This is a genomic window from Hephaestia caeni (assembly GCF_003550065.1).
GTDB classification, from domain to species: Bacteria; Pseudomonadota; Alphaproteobacteria; order Sphingomonadales; family Sphingomonadaceae; genus Sphingomonas; species Sphingomonas caeni_A.
Genome location: NZ_QXDC01000002.1, coordinates 1,232,624 through 1,256,527, shown reverse-complemented (window position 1 = coordinate 1,256,527; position 23,904 = coordinate 1,232,624). Strand labels below are relative to the sequence as shown.

Below are 23,904 nucleotides of genomic sequence, written 5' to 3'. Positions count from 1 at the left end.
CAGACCACCCGTCATGCCAGACTTGTTCCGGCATCCAACTCTCCACGAGCGTCGGCACATGAGGCACGTTGGACCCCGGAACAAGTCCGGGGTGATGAGGAGACTCACCCGTCGCGTAGCCCGATCCCGATCAGGGCGCGGGCCTGATCGGCCTCGCTTGAGACGACCGGATAGGCGCAATAATCGGCGGCATAATAGGCGCTGGGGCGGTGGTTGCCCGACCAGCCGATACCGCCGAAGGGCGCCGCCGACGAGGCGCCGTTGGTGGGCTTGTTCCAATTGACGATGCCGGCGCGCGCATTCGCCCAGAAGCGGTTGTAGAGCGCGGGATTCTGGCTGATCAGCGAGGCCGACAGGCCGTAGCGCGTGTTGTTCGCCTCCGCGATCGCGGCGTCGAAATCGTGCGCGCGGATGACCTGGAGGATCGGGCCGAACAGCTCGATATCGGGCCGCTCGGCCATGTCGGTGGTGTCGATCAGCGCCGGGCTGAGGAAGGGCCGGTCGTCGATCGGGCGTTCGAGGTGGCGGATCGGATGGCCGCCGCGCATCATCAGCGCGAGGAAGCTTTCGGTAAGCTGGTCGGCGGCTTCATTGTCGATCACGCACCCCATGAACGGTGCGGGATCGGCGTGGGGCTCGCCGACGATGAGCCGCCCGACGAGCTTGTTGAGCGTCTCGATCAGCGGTTCGTAGAGCTTTTCGTCGACGATCAGGCGGCGTGCGGCGGTGCAGCGCTGCCCCGCGGTCGTGAACGCCGACTGGACGATCAGCGTCGCCGCGGAATGGAGATCGGGCGTCTCCCAGACGATGATCGGGTTGTTGCCGCCCATCTCCAGCGCGAGGATCTTCTCCGGCCGATCGGCGAACTGGCGGTTGAGCGCGATGCCGGTGCGTGCCGATCCGGTGAAAAGCAGCCCGTCGATCCCGTCGTGCGCGGCCAGCGCCTTGCCTTCCGCCGGGCCGCCGACCACCAGCCGCGCGCAGCCTTCGGGCACGCCCGCCTCGTGATAGCATTTGACGAGGAAATCGCCCGAGGCCGGGGTCTTTTCGGAGGGCTTGAAGACCACGGCGTTGCCCGCGATCAGCGCGGGCACGATGTGGCCGTTGGGCAGATGCGCGGGGAAATTGTATGGGCCGAGCACCGCGAGCACGCCGTGCGGCTTGTGGCGCAGCGCCATCCGCGATCCCATCTGCGCGTCCAGCCGGCGCTGCGAGGTGCGATCGGCATAGGCCTTGGCCGAGATATCGACCTTGGCGATCACGGTATCGACCTCGGTGCGCGATTCCCACAGGGGCTTGCCGGTTTCGCGGGCGATCGTATCGGCGAAGGCCTCGTGCTTCGAGCGAACCACATTGGCGAACCGGCGCAGCGTCTCGACCCGGTTGGCGAGCGGGCGCGCGGCCCATTCGGCCCAGCTTTCGCGGGCACGCGCGACCTCGGCATCGACGTCGCTGACCGGGTGGCGCCAGAGTTCCGCACCGGTCGCGGGCTCGGTGGAAATGATGTCGGCCATAAGGTTGCTTGGTTCCTTCCCCCTGCGCTTGCTCTTGCCCGATTTCGCGCGGCTTTGCCACACCGCTCAGCCGGCCAGCGCGGCGCCCATTTCCCGGATCGCGACGATCTTCGCGTTGAACGGGCGCCAGTCGTCGCGCGTGTCGATCGCGGCCCAGATCGCCTCGACCTCGTCGATCAGCATCGAACAGGGCGTCCCTCGCCAATAAGCATGGTCGCGCGCCGCGCGCGGCGTATAGCCCGACAGACGGCCGCGCAGGTCGGCGAACGCCGCGCCGGTATAAGGCGCCGCGTCGGGCAGTGCGCCGCCGAAGGCATCGAAGAAGAAGCGATCGATCGGGGTGTCGGCGGCGTGGAGCGCCTTTTCCATCGCGGTGATCAGCGCTGCATCCTCCACGTCGCCGCGGGGGCGCACGCCAAGCCGCCACAGCAATGCCTCGGTCACCGCGCGCTGATAATGATCGCCGAAGCCGTCGAGCACCGCGATCAGCGGTTCGGCCTCGCTCAGGGCGCGCAGCGATACGGCGAGCTGCGCGGCATCCCAGTGGATCGCCTCGGGCTGGCGGCCGAAGGCGTAGAGCCCGGCATGGTCGAAATAGGCCGCGGTGAAGCCGGGGTTCCACGTCGGGTTGAAGCGCCAGGGGCCGTAATCGAAACTCTCGCCGGTGACGTTGATATTGTCCGAATTGAGCACGCCGTGGACGAACCCCGCCGCCATATAACTGGCCGCGAGCCGCGCAGTGCGGCGGACGACGTGATCGAGCAGCCGCACCGGGGCATCGTCGCCCGCGTCCTCGCCGTAATAATGGCGCAGCACATAGAGGGTCAGCGCGCGCAGCCCCTCGTCGTCGCGCAGGAAGGCGAGCCGCTGGAAGCTGCCGATGCGGATATGGCCGTGGCTGAGCCGCACCAGCACCGACGACCGGGTGGGGGAAGGCTCGTCGCCGCGCGTCAGCGCCTCACCGGTCTCGATCAGCGAGAAGCTGCGCGATGTCTCGACCCCCAGTGCCTCGAGCATTTCGGTCGCCAGCACTTCGCGCAAGCCCCCCTTCAACGTCAGCCGCCCATCGCCGAAGCGGCTGTATGGGGTCTGTCCCGATCCCTTGGTGCCGAGATCCATCAGCCGCCCGCGATCATCGCGAAGCTGCGCGAACAGGAAGCCGCGGCCGTCGCCGATATCGGCGTTGTAATTGCGGAACTGGTGGCCGTGATAACGCAGCGCGAGCGGCGCGGACAGATTGTCGGACAGGGGCTCGAACCGCCCGAAATGGCGGATCCATTCGGCGTCGCCCAGCGCATCCAGCCCCACGCTCGCCGCCGCGCGATCGTTGCGGAAGCGCAGCCGCGTGTCGGGAAAGCGCGCCGCCTCGACCGGATCGTAGAAGCTGTCGCCGAGATCGAGGATAGCGGTGGCGGGGCGATAACGCGCGGGTTGCGGGGAAGCGGCCATATCGCGATATGGGTAATCGGAGACGAAGGACGCAAGCATGGCCGCATACGAAAACCGCTATTGGTGGTCGCGCGACGGCCTGAGGCTGCATTATCGGGACTATCCAGGGCGCGAAGGTCGCCCCCCGATCGTGTGCCTGCCCGGCCTGACACGCAACGCGCGCGATTTCGAGGGGCTGGCGGATCGGCTCGCGGGCGAATGGCGCGTGATCGCGGTCGATCTGCGCGGGCGCGGCGAGAGCGCCTACGCCAAGGACGCGATGACCTATACCCCGCTCACCTACGTCCAGGATATCGAGGCGCTGCTGGAGGATATCGGTTGCGATCGCTTCGTGGCGTTCGGTACGTCGCTGGGCGGCATCGTGACGATGCTGCTCGCCGGCATGGCGCCGCAGAAGATCGTTGGTGCGCTGCTCAACGATGTCGGGCCGGAGATCGAGGCGGCGGGGCTGGCGCGAATCCGCACCTATGTCGGCAAGGCGAGTTCGTGGCCGACCTGGATGCACGCCGCGCGTGCGGTCGCCGACGCCAATGGCGATGTCTATCCCGGTTATGAGACGGCCGACTGGCTGGCGATGGCGAAGCGGCTCTATCGGCTCAACAATGCGGGCCGGGTCGTGCTCGATTACGATCTCAAGATCGCCGAGCCGTTTCGCGTACCGGGCAACGAGGCGGGGCCGGACATGTGGCCCGCGCTGAACGCGCTTGGCGACGCGCCGGTGCTGCTCGTGCGCGGGGGCCACTCCGACGTGCTCGGCGCGGCGACCGCGGATCGGATGCGCGCGGCGCTGCCAGGGGCGGAGCTTGTGACCGTGCCCGATGTCGGCCATGCGCCGACGCTCGACGAGCCGGCGGTGACCGCCGCGATCGACCGGCTGCTCGCCCGGGTGGCGGCGGAACCCGCCACCGCCTGACGCGTCTCGGATAAGGTGAGCTTCTTTTTCGATCACCTCGTCCTGACGCCCGCCGACGTCGATCTCGCGCGATCGCCGCTCGCGGGCCGGATCGACGCCGACACTTATGTGCTGGGGGCATTCAACCCGGGGATGACGCGGCTCGCCAGCGGCAACCTGCTGCTGATGGTGCGGATCGCCGAGGCGCTCCGCGAGCCGATCCGCGACGGGCATATCCACGCGATCCGCTGGTTCGACGGCGGCTATACGCTCGACGCCTGGCCGCTCGAGCAGGTCGATACCGCCGATCCGCGCAAGTTCACGGTGCATGGCGGCGGCTGGCCGGTGATGGCGCTGACCTCGCTGTCATGGCTGCTGCCGGTCGAACTGTCATCCGACGGCAGCCGCGTGGTGGCGATGCATTACGATCACGCGATCGCACCCGCGGCGTCGTGCCAATGCTACGGCGTCGAAGATGCGCGGATCAGCCGCGTCGGCGATCGCTTCCTGATGACGACCTGTTCGGTCAGCCCCGAGCGACACGCGACCGTGCTCTATTCTTCGCCCGATGCGCTCGACTGGACCCTGGAGGGGATCGTCCTCGATCATCAGAACAAGGACATGCTGATCTTCGAAGGGCTGATCGACGGGCGCTATTGGGCCGAGACGCGCCCGCTCGGCGATCTGTTCTTTGCCTATCCGCCGGGCAGCGAATGGCGCGCGGGGCCGTCGATCAACCTCGCGACCTCACCCGATGCGCTGCACTGGAAGCCGTGCGACCGGCCCTTCCTGCGCCCGCGCGCGGCGACGCTGGCGACCGCGCGGATGGGCGGCGGTGCCCCGCCGATCCTCACCGATCGGGGCTGGCTGACGTTATGGCATGGCGTCGAGCCCAATGCCGGGGTGGGCACCTATCGCACCTATTGGTCGCTGCTCGACGCGCGCGAACCGTGGCGTGTGGTGCATAGCGAGGAGATGCCGCTGATCGAGGCGGACCCGGCGCTGACGCGGCCGATCGAGGACCTGCTCTATCTGCGCGACATCGTGTTCACGACGGGGATCGTGGACGCGGGAGATCATTATGTCGTCGCCAGCGGCGAGGCCGATCTCGCGTGCCGGATCACGCATATACCGAAGGCGCGCTTCGGGCTGTGATGGCTCAGGCGAGGCGCAGAAACGGGACGGCGTTCTCAATCGCGGAGCCGGATCAACCCTTCCTGTGCCGCGCTGGCGACGAGCCGGCCGTCCTGGGTGTAGATCCTGCCGCGGTTGAACCCCCGCGCGTGCCCCGCCCACGGGCTGTCGCACGCGTAGAGTAGCCATTCGTCGGCGCGAAAGGGTTCGTGGAACCACAAGGCGTGGTCGAGGCTCGCGGTCTGGAGGCTGGGTGTCGTCCAGTTGATACCGTGCGGGAGCATCGCGGTGCCGAGCAGCGACATATCCGACGCGTAAGCGAGGATCGCACGGTGCATCGTCATGTCGTCATCGATTCGGGCGACGAGGCGGAACCAGCTATATTGTGCGGGCGGCCGCTTTTCGGGGGTGAACCATGAGCGCGGGTGGACGGGCCGAATCTCGATCGGCCGCGCGCGCAGCATGTGGCGGCGGAATTTCTCGGGGATCTCGTCGATCATCTCGCGGCGCAGTTCGGACTCGGACCTGAGATCGTCCGGCCCCGGTACGTCGGGCATCGCGTCCTGATGGTGCACACCATCCTCGGGAATTTGGAAGCTCGCCGCCATGTTGAGGATCGGCTTGCCCTGCTGCAACGCGATCACGCGGCGAGTGGCGAAGCTGCGCCCTTCGAAATCGCGCACGACGCGAAAGATGATCGGGTAATCCTCGTTTCCCGGCCGCATGAAATAGGCGTGGAGCGAATGCGCGGTCTTGGGCGCCTCGGTCGAGCGTTGCGCGGCCTGGAGTCCTTGCGCGATCACCTGCCCGCCGAACACACGCCCGACGCCACCGGGCAAACGGCGCCCGCGATAGAGATCGGTATCGAGTTCCTCGATCGTGAGCAGATCGACGAGGGCATGGGTGAGAACAGCGGGCGAGGGGGCGGGGTCGGCGTTATCCATTCGTTACCGTATCCATTCGTTACCGTATCTCTCTTGTCTCTCCGGTTCTTGCTTCCCCGGCGCAGGCCGGGGCCCAGTTGGGAAAGCCTTAGCGACTGAGCCCAGCGCGCGCCAACTGGAGAGTGCCAACTGGGCCCCGGCCTGCGCCGGGGAAAGTGTTGCCTCAATAGCCGGAGATTTTCGCCAATTGATCGGCATGAAAGTTCGCGTCGCCGAACATCTCCGCCAGCACGCGCGCGCGCTTCATGTAGAAACCGACGTCATATTCGTCGGTCATGCCGATGCCGCCGTGCATCTGCACGCTTTCCTGAACGCTGAGCGTGGTCGCCATCCCCGTCATCGCCTTGGCGACCGAGACCGCGGCGTCGGCGCCGGCATCGTTCGCGTCGAGCAATTGCTGCGCCTTGAGCACCGCCGATCGCGCGATCTCCATTTCCGAATAGAGATGCGCGGCGCGGTGCTGGAGCGCCTGAAAGCTGCCGATCGGGGCGCCGAATTGCTTGCGCTCCTTCAGATAGCCGATCGTCAGGTCCATTGCGCCGCCGCCGACGCCGAGCAACTCGGCCGCCGCCCCGGTGCGCCCGGCCGCGAGCAGTCGCCTGAGCGGCCCCGCGCCCGCATCGACCTCACCGATCACCGCATCGGCATCGACCTCGACGCCGTCGAATACCAGCCGCGACGCAAGGGTGGCATCGGCGAGCCGCTCGGGCGTGTTGGTGAGCCCGGCGGCGTTGCGGTCGACCGCGAACAAGGTGATCCCATTTTCATCGTCGGCGCTGCCGGCGGTGCGCGCGGCGACGATGATCACGTCCGCGACATGCGCGTGGGTGGCGAATTGCTTGCGGCCGCTCAGCTTGAAGCCGTTGCCCGAGCGTTCGGCGGCCATGCCGATCCGCGCGCGGTGCTTGGCGCCCTCGTCGATCGCGAGCGCGGCGACCGCATCGCCCGCGATGATGCCGGGGAACCAGCGCTCGGCGTGGGGCGTGCCCTTCAAAGCCTCGACGGCGGCGACGGCGGTGGCGAGGAAAGGGGAGGGCGACAGGTTGCGCCCGATCTCCTCGAGCACCACCCCGGCCTCGACATGGCCCAGCCCGAGCCCGCCGGATTCCTCGCCGATCAGGATGCCGGTGAAGCCCATTTCGGCGAATTGCTTCCACAGGTCGCGTGAGAAGCCGGTGGCGTCGTTTGCGTCACGCAGGGATCGCAAATGGCCGACGGGGGCGTGTTCGGCGACGAAATCCTTCGCGGTATCGCGGAGCATCGTCTGTTCGTCGTTGAGATAGAGGGGCATTTTCTACTCCGTCACCCCAGCGCAGGCTGGGGTCCATGTCTCTCGCGGGTGGCACGTCAACCAGTGATAAACCCCAGCCTTCGCTGGGGTGACGTGGGTCAGCTCGGCAATTCCAATATCCGTTTGGCGATGATGTTGAGCTGGATTTCGCTCGTCCCGCCCTCGATCGAATTGGCCTTGGTGCGCAGCCATTGGCGTGCCGTCGCGCCGCCCGATGAGGCCTGGCTTTCCCATTCGAGCGCGTCGGATCCACCCGCCGCCATCATCAATTCGTAGCGGCGCTTGTTCAGTTCGGTGCCGTAATATTTCATCATGCTGGGCTGCGCGGGATGCGCCTTGCCGGCTTTCAGTTCGTCGATGAAGCGTTCGGACGTCATCGCGAACGCCCTGGCGCGGACCTCGAATTCAGCGATCGCGGCGCGCAGCAGCGGGTCGGCGAGCCGGCCGGTATCGTCGAGCCCGATCGTCGCGATCGCCCCGTCGATCAGCGGATTGCCCGCCGCCCCGCCGAGCCCCATGCCCGAGATCATCTCGCGTTCGTGGCCAAGCAGATATTTGGCGACATCCCAACCCTTGTTCTCGTCATGCACGCGCTGGCTCTTGGGCACCTCCACATTGTCGAAAAAGGTCTCGCAGAACGGCGAATTGCCCGAGATCAGGAGGATCGGCCTGGTCGAGACGCCTTCGCTCGCCATGTCGAACAGGACGAAGCTGATCCCGCCCTGCTTCGATTGCTTCGAGGTGCGCACGAGGCAGAAAATCCAGTCGGCCTTGTCGGCATAGCTGGTCCACACCTTCTGCCCGTTGACGACATAATGGTCGCCCGCATCCTCGGCCGAGGTCGCGAGCCCGGCGAGGTCCGATCCGGCATTGGGTTCGGAATAGCCCTGGCACCAGCGGATTTCGCCGCGCGCGATCTTGGGCAGATAATCGAGCTTCTGTTCCTCACTGCCGTATTTGAGCAGTGCCGGGCCGAGCATCGAAATGCCGAAGCTGTTCAGGGGATTGCGCGCGGTGATCCGGCGCATCTCCTCGCGCAATATCTTGGTTTCGGCCGGGGACAGCCCGCCGCCGCCATAGGCCTTGGGCCAGTCGGGGACGGTCCAGCCGCGCGCGCCCATCGCGTCCATCCACTGTTTTTGCGCAGGCGTGAGCTTGGATTGGTCGCGCCCGCCCCAGCACACATCACTTTCGGAGCGCACCGGCTTGCGCATCTCGGGCGGGCAATTCGCCTCCAGCCATGTGCGGGTGTCGGTGCGGAACTGGTCGAGATCGGTATCGGGCATTTTCTACTCCGTCGCTGAGATGACGAAAGCGGCGTTCATCGCATCACCAGGTCATGCGCGGCCCTGGCCACGGCAATCGCGGTGAAATCGCGGTTGGTATCGGCGATCACCTGCACGCCGATCGGCAGCCCGTCGGCATCCGTGCCGATCGGCACGCTGGTGGCGGGCAGCATCGGGAAGGTCGCGAGGCCGGGCCAGGCGAGTTGGAGCCCGAACTGGGTGTCCTCGCCATCCACATCGAGCCGGCGTTCGGTGATCGGCGTGTCGTCATGCGGGAAAGCGGTGGTGCCCCAGGCGGGGGCGATCACCGCGTCGTAATCGGCGAACAGCCGCTGCCACGCGCGCGCATTGCGGGCCTGCGCGTCGAGCAGCCCGAACCAGTCCGCGAGCGTCGGCAGCGGCCGGCCCTCCTGCTGCGCGCCGCGCGTCATCGCGACGTTGAGCATGTGCATATAATGCCCGTATTGCTGGGCGAGGTCGGGGAGTAAATCGCTGCCCCGATCGACGCGCGCGCCTGCATTCTCGAACGCATCGCCGACGCCGTGGATCGCCTGTTTGATCGAGGCTTGCGCTTTGGCAACCGGATGTTCGGGCAGCAGTAGAATGCGCCAGTCGCCATGCTTGCGCGGCGCCGGCTTGGGCAGCGGAATATCGGCGAGGACGTCGAGTTCGGCCGCGAGATCATCGCGATCGGCCGCCAGCGGGCCGATCACCGACATCGCGATGCGCGCATTGTCGGTGCGCGGGAAATAATGGCCGTCGGGAGCAATCGCGGTGAAGCTCGATTTATGCCCCCACACGCCGCAGAACGCCGCCGGTACGCGGATCGAGCCGCCGATATCCGAGCCCAGTTCGATCGGCACGTAGCCTGCCGCCACCGCCGCCGCCGCACCGCCCGACGAACCGCCACTGACGCGGTTCGGATCGTGCGGGTTGCGGGTGCGCCCGTAATTGGGGTTGTTCGATTGCAGATCGGCCAGCCCGACGGGGATATTGGTCTTGCCCAGGATCACCGCGCCCGCCGCCTTGAGCCGTTGGACGGCGACGGCATCGGCGGTCGCGACATGATCGGCGTGTTCGGCGAAGCCCCAGCTCGTCGGCAGCCCGGCGATGTCGAAGCTCTCCTTGACGGTCATCGGCACGCCGAAGAACGGGCGGTCGTCCGGCCTCGCTTCATCAAGCGCCCTGGCGGCGGCACGGGCGCGATCGAAATCGCGGACGACGACGGCGTTGATCTCCGTGTCGCCCGTCTCGATCCGTGCGATCGCCGCGTCGGTTTCGGCGAGCGCAGTGGTTTCACCCGCTCGAATCGCGGCGGCGGTGGCGAGGGCCGTACGCATCACCACGCCCCTCCATCACCCCGGACGTGTTCCGGGGTCCAATGCTCCGCATAAACCGCCGCTGGTGCGTTCGCGGTGCCTTGGATACCGGAACAAGTCCGGCATGACGGTGAAGAGCGAAGCACTTTCACGACGTGAACCGCTCGCCCCTGTCGGCTTTCTCGCGGAGCAGCGGCGCCACGTCGAAACCGTGCTTCTCCAGCCCGGCGACAATCTTCTTCAAGCCTTGGGTATCGGCCCAGAACATCGGCCCACCGCGATAGACCGGCCAGCCGTAGCCGTAGATCCACACGACATCGATATCCGATGCGCGCTGCGCCTTGCCCTCGGCGAGGATCAGCGCGCCTTCGTTGACCATCGGATACAGCGTGCGCTCGACGATTTCCTCGGTCGTCACTTCATGCTGTTTGGCGCCGGTCTTCTTGCGGAAATCCTCGATGATCTCGGCGACGCGGGGGCTGGGAGAGGGGTTTCTCTTGTCGTCGTAATCGTAAAAGCCCGCCTTGGTCTTCTGGCCCCAACGCTTCTCGGCGGCGAGGGCGTCGCGGATGCTCTCGATGCGCGTGGGGTCGCGGTGCCAGCCGATATCGACGCCGGCGAGATCGCTCATCTGGAACGGCCCCATCGGCATTCCGAAATCGACATGAACCTTGTCGATCTGCTCCGGCGTCGCGCCTTCCATCAGCAGCTTCATCGCCTCGACCTGACGCGGCATCAGCATCCGGTTGCCGATGAAGCCGTGGCATACGCCCGCGACCACGGCGACCTTCCGGATCTTCTTGGCGAGCGCCATCACGGTGGTGAGGACGTCATCCGCCGTCTTGTCGCCGCGCACGACCTCAAGCAGCTTCATGACGTTGGCGGGTGAGAAGAAGTGCATCCCCAGCACATCGCCGGGCCGCTTGGTGACCGCGGCGATCTCGTTGATGTCGAGATAGGAGGTGTTCGAGGCGAGGATCGCGCCCGGCTTGGCGATGCCGTCGAGTTTGCCGAAAATGTCTTTCTTGACGCCCATTTCCTCGTACACGGCCTCGATGATGAGGTCGCAATCGGCGAGATCGTCGAGCTTGAGCGTCGGGGTGAGCGCCCCCATCGCCGCTGCGACCTGATCGGCGGTCATCCGGCCCTTGGCGGCGGTCGCTTCGTAATTCTTGCGGATCGTCGCGGTGCCGCGGTCGAGCGCTTCCTGTTGCATTTCGACGATCGTCACCGGGATGCCCGCCGACAGGAAGTTCATCGAAATGCCGCCGCCCATCGTGCCCGCGCCGATCACGCCGACGCGCTTGATGGAGCGCAGCGCGATGTCGTCCGCGATACCGTCGATCTTCGCGGCCTTGCGCTCGGCGAAGAAGATGTGGCGCTGCGCGGCGGATTGCACGCCCATCATCAGCTTCATGAATTCCTGGCGCTCGAACTGGATACCCTCTTCGAACGGTACCTCGGTCGCCTTGACGACGCAGGCGATGTTGGCGGCCGGCGCATCGAAGCTGCGGAAACGGCGTGCGTTGGCCTTGGTGAACGCCGCGACGGCCTCGGGATCGGGCGTGGCGGTCTTTTGGCTCGCGCGGGGTAGCGGTTTGCCGATCATCTCCTTCGCGAAGCGAAGCGCATCGGCCTCGAGGCTGTCCTCGCCGGCGAGCCGATCGATCAGCCCGGCATCGAGCGCCCTCTTCGCCGGGATCGGATCGCCTTTGGCGGTCATCTCAAGCGCCAGCGGCACCCCGGCGAGGCGCGGCGCACGCTGGGTGCCGCCCGCGCCAGGGAGCAGCCCCAACTTGACCTCCGGAAAGCCGAGCTTCGCCGAGGGCACGGCGATCCGGTAATGGCAGCTCAGCGCCACCTCGCACCCGCCACCGAGCGCGGTGCCGTGGATCGCGGCGATCACGGGCTTGTCGGCGGCCTCGATCATGTCGACCAGCGCCGGCAGCGCGGGCTCCGCCATCGGCTTGCCGAATTCGGTGATGTCGGCGCCGGCGAAGAAGGTGCGACCCTCGCAGCGGATCACCATCGCGGCGATGCTCGCATCGGCGACGCCCTCCTTGATCGCCGATTCGAGTCCCTGCCGCACCGCCGCGCCGAGCGCGTTCACCGGTGGGTTGTCCGACACGATGACAAGCACGTCGCCGTGGCGGTGAAGGGTGATGGGGCTCGTCATGATCGCGGTGTCTCCTGTGGTGGCGGCGGGGCGCTGGCGCCCGCGTCCGTCTCGCGGTGTGGCATACCCTGTGTTCAAATGCTGATTCTCCTATTGCCTTGAGCGGCGCATGAATCAACACTAACGTCATAAGCGTCGGAGAAATATCCAAACCCGACATTCGGAATATGATGGAGAGGTGCCCCGTGGACAGCCAGCCTATCGTCGCGCTCGATCCGGCCTGGCCGGCGATGTCGATCGCCGAGGCCGAGGCGCTGCTGACCGCGCCGGGCCAGAAATTCGAGATGGAGACGGTGACGATCCGCGGCGTGCCGACGCGGGTGTGGAAGAACTCGCCGCCCCATCTGCGCGCGCTGATCGAGGCGGCGCGGGCCTATGGCGGCCTGCCCTTCACCGTCTATGAAGACGAACGCGTCAGCTATGACGCCAATTTCCGCGCGATCGCGGCGCTGGCGGCGCATCTCGCCGCGCTGGGAGTGGGCAAGGGCGATCGCGTCGCGCTGGCGATGCGCAACCTGCCCGAATGGCCGGTGGCGTTCTTCGCGGTGGTGACGCTCGGCGCGATCGTGGTGCCGCTCAACGCCTGGTGGACGGGCGCCGAACTTGCCTATGGGCTTGCTGATTCGGGGGCCGGAGTGCTGATCGCCGACGAACGACGGCACCAATGCCTCGCCGCTCATTACGCCGATCTGCCCGGCCTGCGCCATGTGCTCGTCACGCGCGCGGCGGCACCGCTTGAGGGGGCACACGCGCTCGAGGAGGTGATCGGCAACCCTCGCGATTATGCGACGCTCCCCGACCGGCCCTTGCCCGCCGCCGAGATCGCGCCCGACGATGCGGCGGGGATTTTCTATACCAGCGGCACCACGGGGGCGCCCAAGGGCGCGCTCGGCACGCACCGCAACATGGCGACCAACATTCTGTCGGGGGGCTTCGCGGCGGCGCGCACCTGCCTCCGGCGCGGCGAGACCCCGCCCGAGCCGACTCCGCGCTCGATGCTGCTCGTCATCCCGCTGTTCCACGTCACTGCCTCCAGCGCGGTGATGATGGGCGCGATCGCCACCGGCAGCACCTTGGTGTTCATGCGCAAGTGGGAGCCGGTGGAGGCGATGGCGATCATCGAGCGCGAGAAAGTGACGATGACCGGCGGCGTGCCGACGATCGCGTGGCAATTGCTCGAACATCCCGAGCGTGGCCGCTTCGATCTGTCGAGCCTCGAATCGATCGCTTATGGCGGCGCGCCCGCCGCCCCCGAACTGGTGCGGCGCATCCATGCCGAATTCGGCGCGCTGCCCGGCAGCGGCTGGGGGATGACCGAGACGATGGCGACCGTCACCACCCATTCGGGCGAGGATTATCTCAATCGCCCTGAAAGCTGCGGGCCTCCCGTCGCCACCGCCGATCTCAAGATCATGGACGAAGACGGCACGCGCGAACTGCCCTCCGGCGAGATCGGCGAATTGTGGGCGAAAGGCCCGATGATCGTGAACGGCTATTGGAACAATGCAGCGGCCACCGTGGCGACCTTCGTCGACGGCTGGGTGCGCACCGGCGACATCGCGCGGATCGACGAGGAGGGGTTCTGCTTCATCGTCGATCGCGCCAAGGATATCGTCATCCGCGGCGGCGAGAACATCTATTCGAGCGAGGTCGAGAACGTCCTCTACGTGCACCCCGCGGTCACCGATTGCGCGCTGATCGGCATCCCCCACCGCACGCTGGGCGAGGAACCCGTGGCGGTCGTCCATCTCGCGCCAGGCAGCACCGCGAGCGAGCACGAATTGCAGGCGTGGGTCGGCCGCCATCTGGCGGCGTTCAAGGTGCCGGTCGCGATCCGCTTCGTCGCCGAAACGCTGCCGCGCAACGCCAACGGCAAGATCCTCAAGCGCGACCTCAAGGGGCTGTTCGCGGAGGAGGCGGCGGCATAGCCTGACCCCATTTCGCTATATTACACGCACTCCAAATCCGGCTAGGGTGGCCTTTGAGCCTCGAAAGTCCGGGAAGGGCAGCGTGTGGACAAGCGTTTGGGGACTGGTGACGATACGACGCGAACCGGGGAGGGGGGCCGCCCCGACTCCGCACCTGATCGCCCTGCATCCGATCGCGAAGGCGCGTTCGGGCTTCCACTGCCGCGCGAAGGCACCGCGGACCGGAATCGCGTGTCGCTGCGCCGCGATCGGCTGCTCGCCGCGCTGACGTTGCTCGTCGGCGCGGGGGTTGCGCTGGCGACGCCGTTCGCGCTCAAATCGGGCGCCGAATTCTTCCTTCCCGTCACCGCCGCGCTCGTCATCGCGGTCGCGTTGGTGCCGGTGCTCGAATGGCAGGAGCGGCACCGCATTCCCTCGCCGATCGCGGCGCTGGTGTGCGTGCTGCTGTTCCTGATCGCGGCCAATATCGCGCTTGCGGCGATCGTCGTGCCCGCGACCGAATTCTTCCGGCTGCTGCCCGAACGGATCGACCGCATCCAGAGCAATGTCGCGCCGCTGCTCGATTTCTACGCGAACCTCCAGCATTACGTCGATTCGACGATCGAGAAGCTCGCCTCCGGCCCCGTCGGCCGCGCCGAACAGGCGACCGTGGCGCCGCCCAATTCGCTGCTCGAACTGGCGGCGACATCAGCGCCGGTGGTGATCGTCCAGCTCTTCTTCGGCATCCTCGTGGTCTATTTCTTCCTCGCCGGCTGGACCAAGACGCGCGAACGCACGATCACCAACCGATCGAGTTTCGGCGGGGCGATGGCCACCGCGCGCGTCATCCAGGCGGTGGTCGACGACGTGTCGGCCTATCTCGGCACGATCACCTTCATCAACGCGTGCCTGGGGCTGTTCGTGGCCTTCTGGCTGTGGATGGTGGGAATGCCCTATCCGCTGATGTGGGGCGGGGTGATCGCGCTGCTCAACTACATCCCCTATTTCGGCCCGATCGTCGCCGCGCTGCTGATGGCGCTGGGCGGGCTGATGACCTTCACCGATATCTGGATGGCGATGGTGCCGCCCGCGATCATGATCGGCTGCCATCTCGTCGAGGCGAACGTGGTGACGCCGCTGATCGTGGGGCACCGGCTGACGATCAACCCGCTGATGATTCTCGTCTCGCTCAGCTTCTGGGGCTGGATCTGGGGCACGCCCGGCGCGCTGCTCGCGGTGCCGCTGCTGATCATCATGCAGACCGTGATCGGCGCCGCCGGCAAGCCCGACATCGCGGGTTTCCTGTTCGAACACGGCACGCTGACGACGCATCGGCGGCGAATCGACGAACCCGTGCCCGAGGAGCAAGCGTGACCAGTTGACAGGGTGGGGTGGCTCCCCTAGTTGGCGCGCCTCACGCACATCATGCGGGTGTAGCTCAGTTGGTTAGAGCGCCGGCCTGTCACGCCGGAGGTCGCGGGTTCGAGTCCCGTCACTCGCGCCACTTCCCGGTTTCCATCCACCGGAGAAGCGGCTTCAGCGGCGTGATCCACACGATCCCCGCGACGACGTAGAACGCGAGCTGCGCCAGCCAGTGCCAGCGGCCGACTACGCCCGACAGGCTGACGACAAGCCCCGCCCACACCACGATCAACACGATGATCGCCAGCATCCCTGCGGGTTTACGCCAGCTTGGTGTCATGCAGTCTTCCCTTCGATCCAGCCGTTTTCGGTGATGACGGCGTGCAATGGCACATCCCAGGGGTCGGGCGCGAGCGCCGCGATCTGCTGGACGGACCATGCCACGCCGATGCGCCGCGCGGCCGGGTGGGCGGCGAACGCGCGGTCGTAATGGCCCGCGCCCTGGCCGAGCCGGTTGAGGCCCGCGTCGAACCCGACGAGCGGGGTCAGGATGATGTCGGGCGCGACCTCGCGACGGTCGTGGTGCGGCTGGCGCAGCCCGAACGGCCCGTCGTCGAGCGGATGATCGGGATGCCATTCGAGGAACCGCAGCGGCTGCGCGCGGCTGACGACATGCGGCAGCGCGAGGGTGCAGCCCGAATCGAGCGCGGCGGTGGCGAGCGCCGTCGGATCGGCCTCGCCGCCGATCGGTATGTACGAGGCGACCACAAGCCCCGGCCGCAGCAGCGCGAGATAAGGCGCAGGCGGCGCGATCGCATGCGGGCGCTCGACGACGAATGTGTCGCGCGCGGCGCGCAACCGTGCCCGGAGTGTTTGCTTGTCAGTCAAGGCTGGCCCCCGGCTTCCTCATTTTCGTCACCCCGGACTTGTTCCGGGGTCCAACGTGCCGCAAACGCTGGCGCTTGCGGTGGGTCGGATGCGTCTGACGGGGAGGGGAATGAGCGGGGCGCCGCAGCAAGGTGGTGGGACCGCCATGACCGTTTGCTTGAGAATCCACTGACGCCCAAAACGTCAGGTGGGCGCCATGTACGTCGGGCCAGGGCCCGGGCAGGGACAGCTCCCATGGATGATGAATAGCCTCAGGGATAATCGAACAGCTCGTACCGGGCAGTTCCCACCGTCGGTCAATTTAGGCGTTCGGCCCCGCATCCTCAAGAGTGGCGGCGAGCGCCTCGAGCTTTTCGGCAACCCGATCGAGCGAGGCGCCGTCGGCGGGCGAATCGCCCGGCGGCTGGCGCCGGGCCTCGTCGAGCGCGTCGGCGAGCATCAGCGCGACGAACAGCATCGTGCGTTCGTTGCCCATATTGCCCGAGGCGCGCGATGCCACCTCCCAGCGCTCGTCGAGCAGCGTGCCGAGATGGCGGAGCTGTGCCTCCTCGCCGTCGCGGCAGGCGACGACATGCGCACGATCGCCGATGGTGAGCGTGACTTCGGCCATCAGCCCCGATCCTCGCGTGCGATCACATCGTCGAGCGCCTGGACGGCCTCCGCGATCCGCGCGCGCAGTGCGGCGTGCCGCTTGGCAAGCGTGTCGTTTTGGCGGGTGCGCGTCGTCACGGCGCGCTCGATCCGTGCGATTGCGCGATCGATGCGATCGATGGCGGCGGGTTGATCGGCCATGCCATCGGGATAGCACGGCTTTGCCCCACCGCAAGAAGGATTCCCGGCGGCCCGGTTGACGACAGCATCGTGTCACCGCAAAGACCCGCTCATTCGTCGACTCACCGGTCGCCGCGCGACGATCCCGGGCGCGCCGGCCAAGCTCCGAAGGATGCCCGATGGCCGTTTCCCCGACCGATCTCGCCAACGCGATCCGCGCGCTGTCGATGGACGCCGTGGAGGCCGCCAATTCGGGCCATCCGGGAATGCCGATGGGCATGGCCGACGTCGCCACCGTGCTGTTCACCGATTATCTCAAGTTCGATCCCGCCGATCCGGCCTGGCCCGATCGCGATCGCTTCGTGCTGTCGGCCGGGCACGGATCGATGCTGATCTATTCGCTGCTCTATCTCACCGGCTATCAACGCCCGACGATCGACGACATCAGGAATTTCCGCCAACTCGGCAGCCCGTGCGCGGGGCATCCCGAGAATTTCGAGCTGCCGGGCATCGAATGCACCACCGGTCCGCTGGGGCAGGGGCTGGCGATGGCGGTGGGCATGGCGCTGGCCGAGCGTCACCTGAACGCGGTGTTCGATGATGGCCTTGTCGATCATCGCACCTGGGTGATCGCGGGCGACGGCTGCCTGATGGAAGGCATCAACCACGAGGCGATCGGGCTCGCCGGGCACCTCAAGCTCGGCCGGCTGAACGTGCTGTGGGACGATAACAAGATCACGATCGACGGCGCCACCTCGCTGTCGACCAGCGAGGACATTCCCGCACGCTATCGGGCGGCGGGCTGGCACACGGTCACCTGCGACGGCCACGATCCGGCGGATATCGCGCGCGCGTTCGACGAAGCGATCGCCGACGAGCGCCCGTCGCTCGTCCAGTGCCGCACGATCATCGGCAAGGGTGCGCCCAACAAGCAGGGCACGGCAAAGACCCACGGATCGCCGCTCGGCAAGGACGAGATCGCCGCGGCGCGCGAGACGCTCGGCTGGACGGCGCCGCCGTTCGAGGTGCCCGCGTCGATCCTCGCCGCCTGGCGTGCGGCCGGCGCGCGCGGTGGTGCGCTTCGTGCCGAATGGACGGATCGCCTTGCAACGCACGGCGATCACGACGAATTCGGGCGCCGTGTTGCGGGGCGTCTTCCCGATAATGACGTGACGGCAACCGCGATCGCCGGTTGGCTCGCCGATCCGCAGAAGGTCGCCACGCGCAAGGCGTCCGAACTCGCGCTCGACGCGCTGACCGCGGCGATCCCCGAGATGATCGGCGGCTCGGCCGATCTCACCGGCTCGAACAACACCAAGACGCCTGCCACCACGCCACTGACGGCGGAGGATTATGCGGGTCGCTACATTTATTACGGCATCCGCGAATTCGGCATGTCGGCGGCGATGAACGGCATGGCGCTGCACGGCGGGGTGATCCCGTTCGGCGGCACCTTCATGGTCTTTTCGGATTATGCGCGCCCCGCGATCCGGCTGTCGGCGCTGCAGCGCGCGCGCATCGTCTATGTGATGACGCACGATTCGATCGGGCTCGGCGAGGACGGGCCGACGCATCAGCCGATCGAGCACCTGCAAAGCCTGCGCGCGATGCCCGGCCTCGACGTCTACCGTCCGTGCGATATCATCGAGACCGCCGAATGCTGGCAACTCGCGCTCAACCGCGCCGACGGCCCGTCGTTGCTTGCACTCACGCGCCAGAACCTGCCGCAATTGCGCGATGGCGGCGGGATGCTGAGCGCGCGGGGTGCCTATCGCCTGCGTGCCGCCGCGGCGCCGCGACAGGTGGTGCTGATCGCCACCGGCTCCGAAGTCGAGATTGCGTGCGGCGTCGCCGAACGGCTCGAGGCCGAGGGGATCGGCGCCGATGTCGTGTCGATGCCCTGCACCTCGCGCTTCGACGCGCAGCCGGATGATTATCGCGCGGACATTCTGCCGGGCGGCGTCTTGCGCGTCTCGATCGAGGCGGGGACGACCTTCGGCTGGGAACGCTATACCGGGCTGGAGGGGATGCGCTTTGGCATCGATCGCTTCGGCGCGTCGGCGCCGGCAAGCGCCCTCTATGATTATTTCGGGCTTACCGCCGAGAAGATCACCCCCAAGGTCATTGCGCGCGTGAAGGGCTGACCTACCTAGCAGACGGACCCCCAAAAAGGCCCGATCTCATTTTCGCCTCGCAAGAGGCTGCTGACCAGCAAGTTGGAGACTGACAGATGAGCGTGAAGGTAGCGATCAACGGCTTTGGACGGATCGGGCGGCTGGTGGCGCGCGCGATGCTCGAGCGCGGCGACACGGGGATGGAACTGGTCACGATCAACGACCTCGCCGATGCCAAGTCCAATGCCTGGCTGTTCTCGCGCGATTCGGTCCACGGCAAATATCCGGGCGAGGTTTGGGCCGACGGCAACGATCTCGTGATCGACGGCAAGCGCATCCGCGTCACCGCCGAGCGTGATCCCGCCAATCTGCCGCACAAGGAACTTGGCGTCGATCTGGTGCTCGAATGCACCGGCTTCTTCACCGATCGCGCCAGCGCGCAGAAGCATATCGATGCGGGCGCGAAGAAGGTGCTGATCTCGGCGCCCGCCAAGGATGTCGATCTCACCGTCGTCTACGGCGTCAACCACGATCAATTGACCGCCGAGCAGACGATCGTCTCGAACGCCTCGTGCACGACCAACTGTCTGGCGCCGGTCGCCAAGGTGCTCAACGACGCATTCGGGATCGAACGCGGGCTGATGCTGACGGTCCACGCCTATACCAACGATCAGAAGATCCTCGATCAGGTCCACAAGGATCTGCGCCGCGCGCGTGCCGCGGCGGTATCGATGATCCCGACCACGACCGGCGCCGCGCGCGCGGTCGCGCTCGTCCTGCCCGAATTGAAGGGCAAACTCGACGGCGCCGCGATCCGCGTGCCCGTGCCCGACGGCAGCATCATCGACCTGACCTTCACGCCGGGCCGCGAGGTGACCCGCGACGAGGTCAACGCCGCGCTCAAGGCGGCGTCGGAAAGCGGCCCGCTCGCCTCGGTGCTCGATTATACCGACGAGCCGCTGGTCTCGGCCGATCTCGTCCACACGCCGGCCTCGTCCACCGTCGACAGCCTTGAGACCGCGGTGATCGACGGCAAGCTGGTGCGCGTCGTGTCGTGGTACGACAACGAATGGGGCTTCTCGAACCGGATGGTCGACACCGCCGGCGCGATGGCGAAGCTGATCTGATCGCGGGCGCCCCGTAACGGGGCGCCCTTGCTATCGGAGTATCGAGAACGAAGGTAAGCAATGGCGGCCAAGAGTTTCAAGACGCTGGACGATATCGGCGACGTGCGCGGCAAGCGCGTGCTGGTCCGTGAGGATCTGAACGTGCCGATGGCCGATGGCGCCGTCACCGACGACACCCGCCTGCGCGCGACGCTCGCCACCGTCACCGAACTGGCCGACAAGGGCGCGATCGTCCTGATCCTCGCGCATTTCGGGCGCCCGAAGGAGCCCGATCCCGAATTGTCGCTGGCGCGCATCACACAGCCCTATTCGCAGGTGCTCGGTCGCCCGGTGCGCTACATCGATTGGGAAGGCGACGAGGCCGCGGTCGCCACGCTGGCGCCAGGCGACATCGCCGTTCTGGAGAACACGCGCTTCTTCTCAGGCGAGGAGAAGAACAGCCCCAAAGTAATTGATCGATTTGCGATCCTGGGCGATCTCTACGTCAACGATGCCTTTTCCGCCGCGCACCGCGCGCACGCTTCGACCGAGGGGCTGGCGCATCGGCTGCCGGCGTTCGCGGGCCGCGCGATGGAGGCCGAACTCGACGCGCTCGAAAAGGCGCTCGGCAATCCCGAACATCCGGTCGCGGCGGTGGTCGGGGGCGCCAAGGTCTCGACCAAGCTCGACGTCCTCAGGCATCTCGTCGGCAAGGTCGATCACCTGATCATCGGTGGCGGCATGGCCAACACCTTCCTCGCCGCGCGCGGGGTGGATGTCGGCAAGAGCCTGTGCGAGCACGATCTCACCGCCACCGCCGAGGCGATCTTCGACGCCGCCGACGCTGCGGGCTGCATCGTCCACCTGCCGTATGACGTCGTGGTGGCGAAGGAATTCCGTGCCAACCCGCCCACGCGCACCGTCAACGTCCACGAAGTCGCCGCCGACGAGATGATCCTCGATATCGGCCCCGCCGCGGTCGAGGCGCTCGGCGACGTGCTCAAGAACTGCCGCACGTTGGTGTGGAACGGCCCGCTCGGCGCGTTCGAGACGCCGCCGTTCGACGCCGCGACGGTTGCGCTCGCGCGCACCGCGGCGGCGCTGACCCGCGAAGGCCAGCTCGTTTCGGTGGCGGGTGGCGGCGATACCGTTGCCGCGCTCAATCAGGCCGGCGTGGCGGACGATTTCACGTTCGTTTCAACGGCGGGCGGCGCTTTCCTCGAATGGATGGAAGGAAAAGAACTGCCCGGCGTCGCGGCGCTCGCGCGCTGATCGGTGCATCCGGCGCGGCATTTACGCGCCGGATCATCGGACTTGGGGCTTCCCCGTTCGAACGTGGCTGCCTATCAGGCAGACGCAATCACAGGGAAGGGAAGGCCCGATGACGATGACGCCCGCCGTAAAGGCGATTCTGGACAATTACGAAAGCGACAATCCGGGGGTGAAGGCGAACCTCGCCCGCATCCTGATGCAGGGCAGGCTCGGTGGCACCGGCAAGCTGATCATCCTGCCGGTCGATCAGGGGTTCGAGCACGGCCCGGCGCGCAGTTTCGCGGTCAATCCCGACGCCTACGATCCGCATTATCACTACCGGCTCGCGCTCGATGCGGGGATGTCGGCCTATGCTGCGCCGCTCGGCATGATCGAGGCCGGTGCGGACAGTTTCGCGGGGCAATTGCCGACCATCCTCAAGGTCAATTCGGCGAATAGCTGGGCGACCGCGCGCGACCAGGCGGTCACCGCCGGGGTCGACGATGCGCTGCGGCTCGGGTGCGCGGCGATCGGCTTCACCGTCTATCCGGGGTCGGAGCATTTCTTCGAACTGGCCGAGGAAATCCGCGAGCTTTCGGCGCAGGCCAAGTCGGTCGGCATCGCCACGGTGATCTGGTCGTATCCGCGCGGCGGCGAACTCAGCAAGGACGGCGAACTCGCGCTCGATGTCGGCGCCTATGCCGCGCATATGGCGGCGCTGCTCGGTGCGCACATCATCAAGGTCAAGCTGCCGAGCGATCATATCGAGCAGAAGGACGCCAAGAAGGCGTATGAGGGCACCGACTGGGCCAAACAGTCGGATCGGGTCCGCCATGTCGTCCAGTCGTGCTTCAACGGCCGCCGCATCGTCGTCTTCTCGGGCGGAGCCGCCAAGGGGGCCGACGCGGTCTATCAGGACGCGCGCGACATTCGCGATGGCGGCGGCAACGGCTCGATCATCGGCCGCAACACCTTCCAGCGCCCGCGCGCCGAAGCGCTGGCGATGCTCGACAAGCTCGTGCGCATCTACAAGAACGAGGAATGACCGGCGCTCCGGTGGGCGCCGGCATCTCTCCGCGGCGAGAGGCGCCGGCGTCCGCCGGAGTGATATCGAAGGAGGCGGCACAATGAGCGATCCACGCTGGACCGAGGTCGACCATTATATCGAAGGCAAGCTGCTAGGTGACGACGCCGCGCTCGGGGCCGCGCTGGCGGCCAATCATGACGGCGGGTTGCCTGCGATCGACGTGTCGGCGGCGCAGGGGCGCTTCCTCCATCTGCTCGCGCTGGCCGGGCGGGCGGCGCGCATCCTCGAAGTGGGCACGCTCGGCGGCTATTCGACGATCGAGCTGGCGCGCGGGCTTGCCGAGGGCGGCCGCGTCGTCACGCTCGAAATCGATCCGCATCATGCCGAGGTCGCCCGCGCCAATATCGATCGCGCCGGGCTGTCGGATCGCGTCGATATCCGCGTCGCACCGGCGATCAACACGCTCGACGCGATGGTGGCGGGCGGCGAGGCGCCGTTCGATCTCGTCTTCATCGATGCCGACAAGACGGGCAACGCCGCCTATTTCGACCGCGCCGTCGCGCTGTCACGGCCCGGGACGATCATCATCGTCGATAACGTGATCCGCGACGGCGGGGTGATCGATCCCGCCAGCGACGATGCCGCGATCAAGGGCACGCGCGCGCTGTTCGACGCGCTCGAACGCGACGATCGCGTGGTGGCGACCGCGGTGCAGACGGTGGGCGTCAAGAAATGGGACGGTTTCGTGATGGCGGTGGTCAAGTGAACGACGACGATCTCGATCCCGACTTCGCCGAGCGTTTCCAGCGCGACGACGCGCGCGAGCCGTGCCAGCTCTATCTCGTCTCGCCGCTCGACGTGTCGGGGGGATTCGCCGATCGGCTCGCCCGCGCGCTCGATGCGGGGCCGGTCGCCGCGTTCCAGTTCCGCGTCAAGCACGTCGATCAGCATGAGGCGGCGCGCCTTGCCGAGCCGCTCCAGCCGATCTGCGCAGCGCGCGACGTGGCGTTCATCGTCAACGACAGCGTCAGCCTCGCCAAACGGCTCGGCGCCGATGGCGTCCATCTCGGGCAGGACGATGGCGACCCGCGCGAGGCGCGCGCGCTGCTCGGCCCCTCGGCGCAGATCGGCGTCACCTGCCACGACAGCCGTCATCTCGCGATGGAAGCCGGCGAAGCGGGGGCCGATTACGTCGCCTTCGGCAGCTTTTATCCCACCACGACGAAGGAAGTACGCCACCATGCCGAACCCGCGCTCCTTTCATGGTGGGCGACGATGTTCGAACTGCCGTGCGTCGCGATCGGCGGGATCACGCCCGCGAACGCCCCGCCGCTGATCGCGGCGGGGGCGGATTTCCTCGCCGTTTCGGGCGCGGTGTGGAACGGCGACGAGGCGGAAGCGGTGCGCGCCTTCGCCGCGCTGCTGCGGGGTTAGGATTAGGCGAGGTCCACGTGCCGGGCCAAGTCGATAGCC

At 67.0% G+C, this 23,904-nt stretch carries 21 protein-coding genes, 1 tRNA gene and 1 other RNA gene; 11 read left to right on the top strand and 12 right to left on the bottom strand.

The features are described from left to right. Positions 1 to 104: 104 nt before the first annotated feature. Positions 105 to 1,514: a succinylglutamate-semialdehyde dehydrogenase gene (gene astD, locus DFR49_RS05895; RefSeq protein WP_119035290.1), complete on the bottom strand. Its 1,410-nt coding sequence runs from the start codon at positions 1,512 to 1,514 to the stop codon at positions 105 to 107. Positions 1,515 to 1,580: 66 nt separating this feature from the next. Continuing rightward, complete coding sequence (locus tag DFR49_RS05890; protein ID WP_119035289.1) at positions 1,581 to 2,963, bottom strand: protein adenylyltransferase SelO; 1,383 nt, start codon at positions 2,961 to 2,963, stop codon at positions 1,581 to 1,583. A 37-nt stretch (positions 2,964 to 3,000) separates the two neighbouring features. Between DFR49_RS05890 and DFR49_RS05885 the strand changes: the two genes are divergently transcribed. Further along, the gene (locus DFR49_RS05885) at positions 3,001 to 3,876 is read left to right on the top strand and encodes an alpha/beta fold hydrolase (RefSeq protein WP_119034732.1); all 876 of its coding nucleotides are present in this window, start codon (positions 3,001 to 3,003) and stop codon (positions 3,874 to 3,876) included. Between the two features lie 15 nt (positions 3,877 to 3,891). Continuing rightward, positions 3,892 to 5,010, top strand: coding sequence for a glycoside hydrolase family 130 protein (locus DFR49_RS05880; RefSeq protein WP_119034731.1), 1,119 nt, complete (start codon positions 3,892 to 3,894; stop codon positions 5,008 to 5,010). Positions 5,011 to 5,045: 35 nt separating this feature from the next. Here the strand turns inward: DFR49_RS05880 and DFR49_RS05875 are convergent, their stop codons facing one another. From DFR49_RS05875 to DFR49_RS05855, 5 genes are all read right to left on the bottom strand, one after another. After that, complete coding sequence (locus DFR49_RS05875; protein WP_119034730.1) at positions 5,046 to 5,933, bottom strand: acyl-CoA thioesterase; 888 nt, start codon at positions 5,931 to 5,933, stop codon at positions 5,046 to 5,048. Positions 5,934 to 6,096: 163 nt separating this feature from the next. Beyond that, entirely contained in the window at positions 6,097 to 7,224 is a 1,128-nt protein-coding gene (locus DFR49_RS05870) for an acyl-CoA dehydrogenase family protein (protein ID WP_119034729.1), read from the bottom strand. 98 nt (positions 7,225 to 7,322) lie between these two features. Beyond that, complete coding sequence (locus tag DFR49_RS05865; RefSeq protein ID WP_119034728.1) at positions 7,323 to 8,510, bottom strand: acyl-CoA dehydrogenase family protein; 1,188 nt, start codon at positions 8,508 to 8,510, stop codon at positions 7,323 to 7,325. A 35-nt stretch (positions 8,511 to 8,545) separates the two neighbouring features. Beyond that, the gene (locus DFR49_RS05860) at positions 8,546 to 9,850 is read right to left on the bottom strand and encodes an amidase family protein (RefSeq protein WP_119035288.1); all 1,305 of its coding nucleotides are present in this window, start codon (positions 9,848 to 9,850) and stop codon (positions 8,546 to 8,548) included. Positions 9,851 to 9,977: 127 nt separating this feature from the next. After that, positions 9,978 to 12,005, bottom strand: a complete 2,028-nt coding sequence (locus tag DFR49_RS05855; protein WP_119035287.1) for a 3-hydroxyacyl-CoA dehydrogenase NAD-binding domain-containing protein — start codon at positions 12,003 to 12,005, stop codon at positions 9,978 to 9,980. A 170-nt stretch (positions 12,006 to 12,175) separates the two neighbouring features. Here DFR49_RS05855 and DFR49_RS05850 point away from each other — a divergent pair, with 170 nt between their 5' ends. From DFR49_RS05850 to DFR49_RS05840, 3 genes are all read left to right on the top strand, one after another. Beyond that, positions 12,176 to 13,933 (top strand): class I adenylate-forming enzyme family protein, encoded by a 1,758-nt coding sequence (locus DFR49_RS05850; protein WP_119034727.1) that lies wholly within the window; start codon positions 12,176 to 12,178, stop codon positions 13,931 to 13,933. Between the two features lie 231 nt (positions 13,934 to 14,164). Further along, positions 14,165 to 15,286 carry an AI-2E family transporter gene (locus DFR49_RS05845; protein ID WP_425454915.1) on the top strand — a complete coding sequence of 374 codons (1,122 nt, stop codon included), beginning with the start codon at positions 14,165 to 14,167 and terminating at the stop codon, positions 15,284 to 15,286. Between the two features lie 53 nt (positions 15,287 to 15,339). Then, a tRNA-Asp gene (locus DFR49_RS05840) sits at positions 15,340 to 15,416 on the top strand. Here DFR49_RS05840 and DFR49_RS05835 read toward each other — a convergent pair. The 5 genes from DFR49_RS05835 to DFR49_RS05820 all read right to left on the bottom strand — a co-directional run bounded on the left by DFR49_RS05835 (position 15,405) and on the right by DFR49_RS05820 (position 16,954). Beyond that, the gene (locus tag DFR49_RS05835; RefSeq protein ID WP_119034726.1) at positions 15,405 to 15,614 is read right to left on the bottom strand and encodes a DUF2842 domain-containing protein; all 210 of its coding nucleotides are present in this window, start codon (positions 15,612 to 15,614) and stop codon (positions 15,405 to 15,407) included. The genes DFR49_RS05840 and DFR49_RS05835 overlap by 12 nt on opposite strands. Then, positions 15,611 to 16,162, bottom strand: coding sequence for a 5-formyltetrahydrofolate cyclo-ligase (locus DFR49_RS05830; protein WP_119034725.1), 552 nt, complete (start codon positions 16,160 to 16,162; stop codon positions 15,611 to 15,613). Before DFR49_RS05830 ends, DFR49_RS05835 begins: the two co-directional genes overlap by 4 nt. 133 nt (positions 16,163 to 16,295) lie before the next feature. Next, a non-coding RNA gene (gene ssrS, locus DFR49_RS22525) (6S RNA) lies at positions 16,296 to 16,451 on the bottom strand. A gap of 12 nt (positions 16,452 to 16,463) precedes the next feature. Then, positions 16,464 to 16,772, bottom strand: a complete 309-nt coding sequence (locus DFR49_RS05825; RefSeq protein ID WP_119034724.1) for a cell division protein ZapA — start codon at positions 16,770 to 16,772, stop codon at positions 16,464 to 16,466. Further along, entirely contained in the window at positions 16,772 to 16,954 is a 183-nt protein-coding gene (locus tag DFR49_RS05820) for a hypothetical protein (RefSeq protein ID WP_119034723.1), read from the bottom strand. Before DFR49_RS05820 ends, DFR49_RS05825 begins: the two co-directional genes overlap by 1 nt. 158 nt (positions 16,955 to 17,112) lie before the next feature. Between DFR49_RS05820 and tkt the strand changes: the two genes are divergently transcribed. The 6 genes from tkt (at position 17,113) to thiE (ending at position 23,865) form a co-directional block, all read left to right on the top strand. Beyond that, positions 17,113 to 19,077 (top strand): transketolase, encoded by a 1,965-nt coding sequence (gene tkt / locus DFR49_RS05815; protein WP_119034722.1) that lies wholly within the window; start codon positions 17,113 to 17,115, stop codon positions 19,075 to 19,077. An 86-nt stretch (positions 19,078 to 19,163) separates the two neighbouring features. Beyond that, positions 19,164 to 20,174, top strand: a complete 1,011-nt coding sequence (gap, locus tag DFR49_RS05810) for a type I glyceraldehyde-3-phosphate dehydrogenase (RefSeq protein WP_119034721.1) — start codon at positions 19,164 to 19,166, stop codon at positions 20,172 to 20,174. Positions 20,175 to 20,234: 60 nt separating this feature from the next. Then, positions 20,235 to 21,425: a phosphoglycerate kinase gene (locus DFR49_RS05805; protein WP_119034720.1), complete on the top strand. Its 1,191-nt coding sequence runs from the start codon at positions 20,235 to 20,237 to the stop codon at positions 21,423 to 21,425. 109 nt (positions 21,426 to 21,534) lie between these two features. Next, complete coding sequence (locus DFR49_RS05800) at positions 21,535 to 22,449, top strand: class I fructose-bisphosphate aldolase (protein ID WP_119034719.1); 915 nt, start codon at positions 21,535 to 21,537, stop codon at positions 22,447 to 22,449. Between the two features lie 82 nt (positions 22,450 to 22,531). After that, the gene (locus tag DFR49_RS05795) at positions 22,532 to 23,197 is read left to right on the top strand and encodes an O-methyltransferase (RefSeq protein ID WP_119034718.1); all 666 of its coding nucleotides are present in this window, start codon (positions 22,532 to 22,534) and stop codon (positions 23,195 to 23,197) included. Then, entirely contained in the window at positions 23,194 to 23,865 is a 672-nt protein-coding gene (thiE, locus tag DFR49_RS05790) for a thiamine phosphate synthase (RefSeq protein ID WP_425454914.1), read from the top strand. The genes DFR49_RS05795 and thiE overlap by 4 nt, the downstream gene beginning before the upstream one ends. The last annotated feature ends 39 nt before the right edge of the window (positions 23,866 to 23,904 follow it).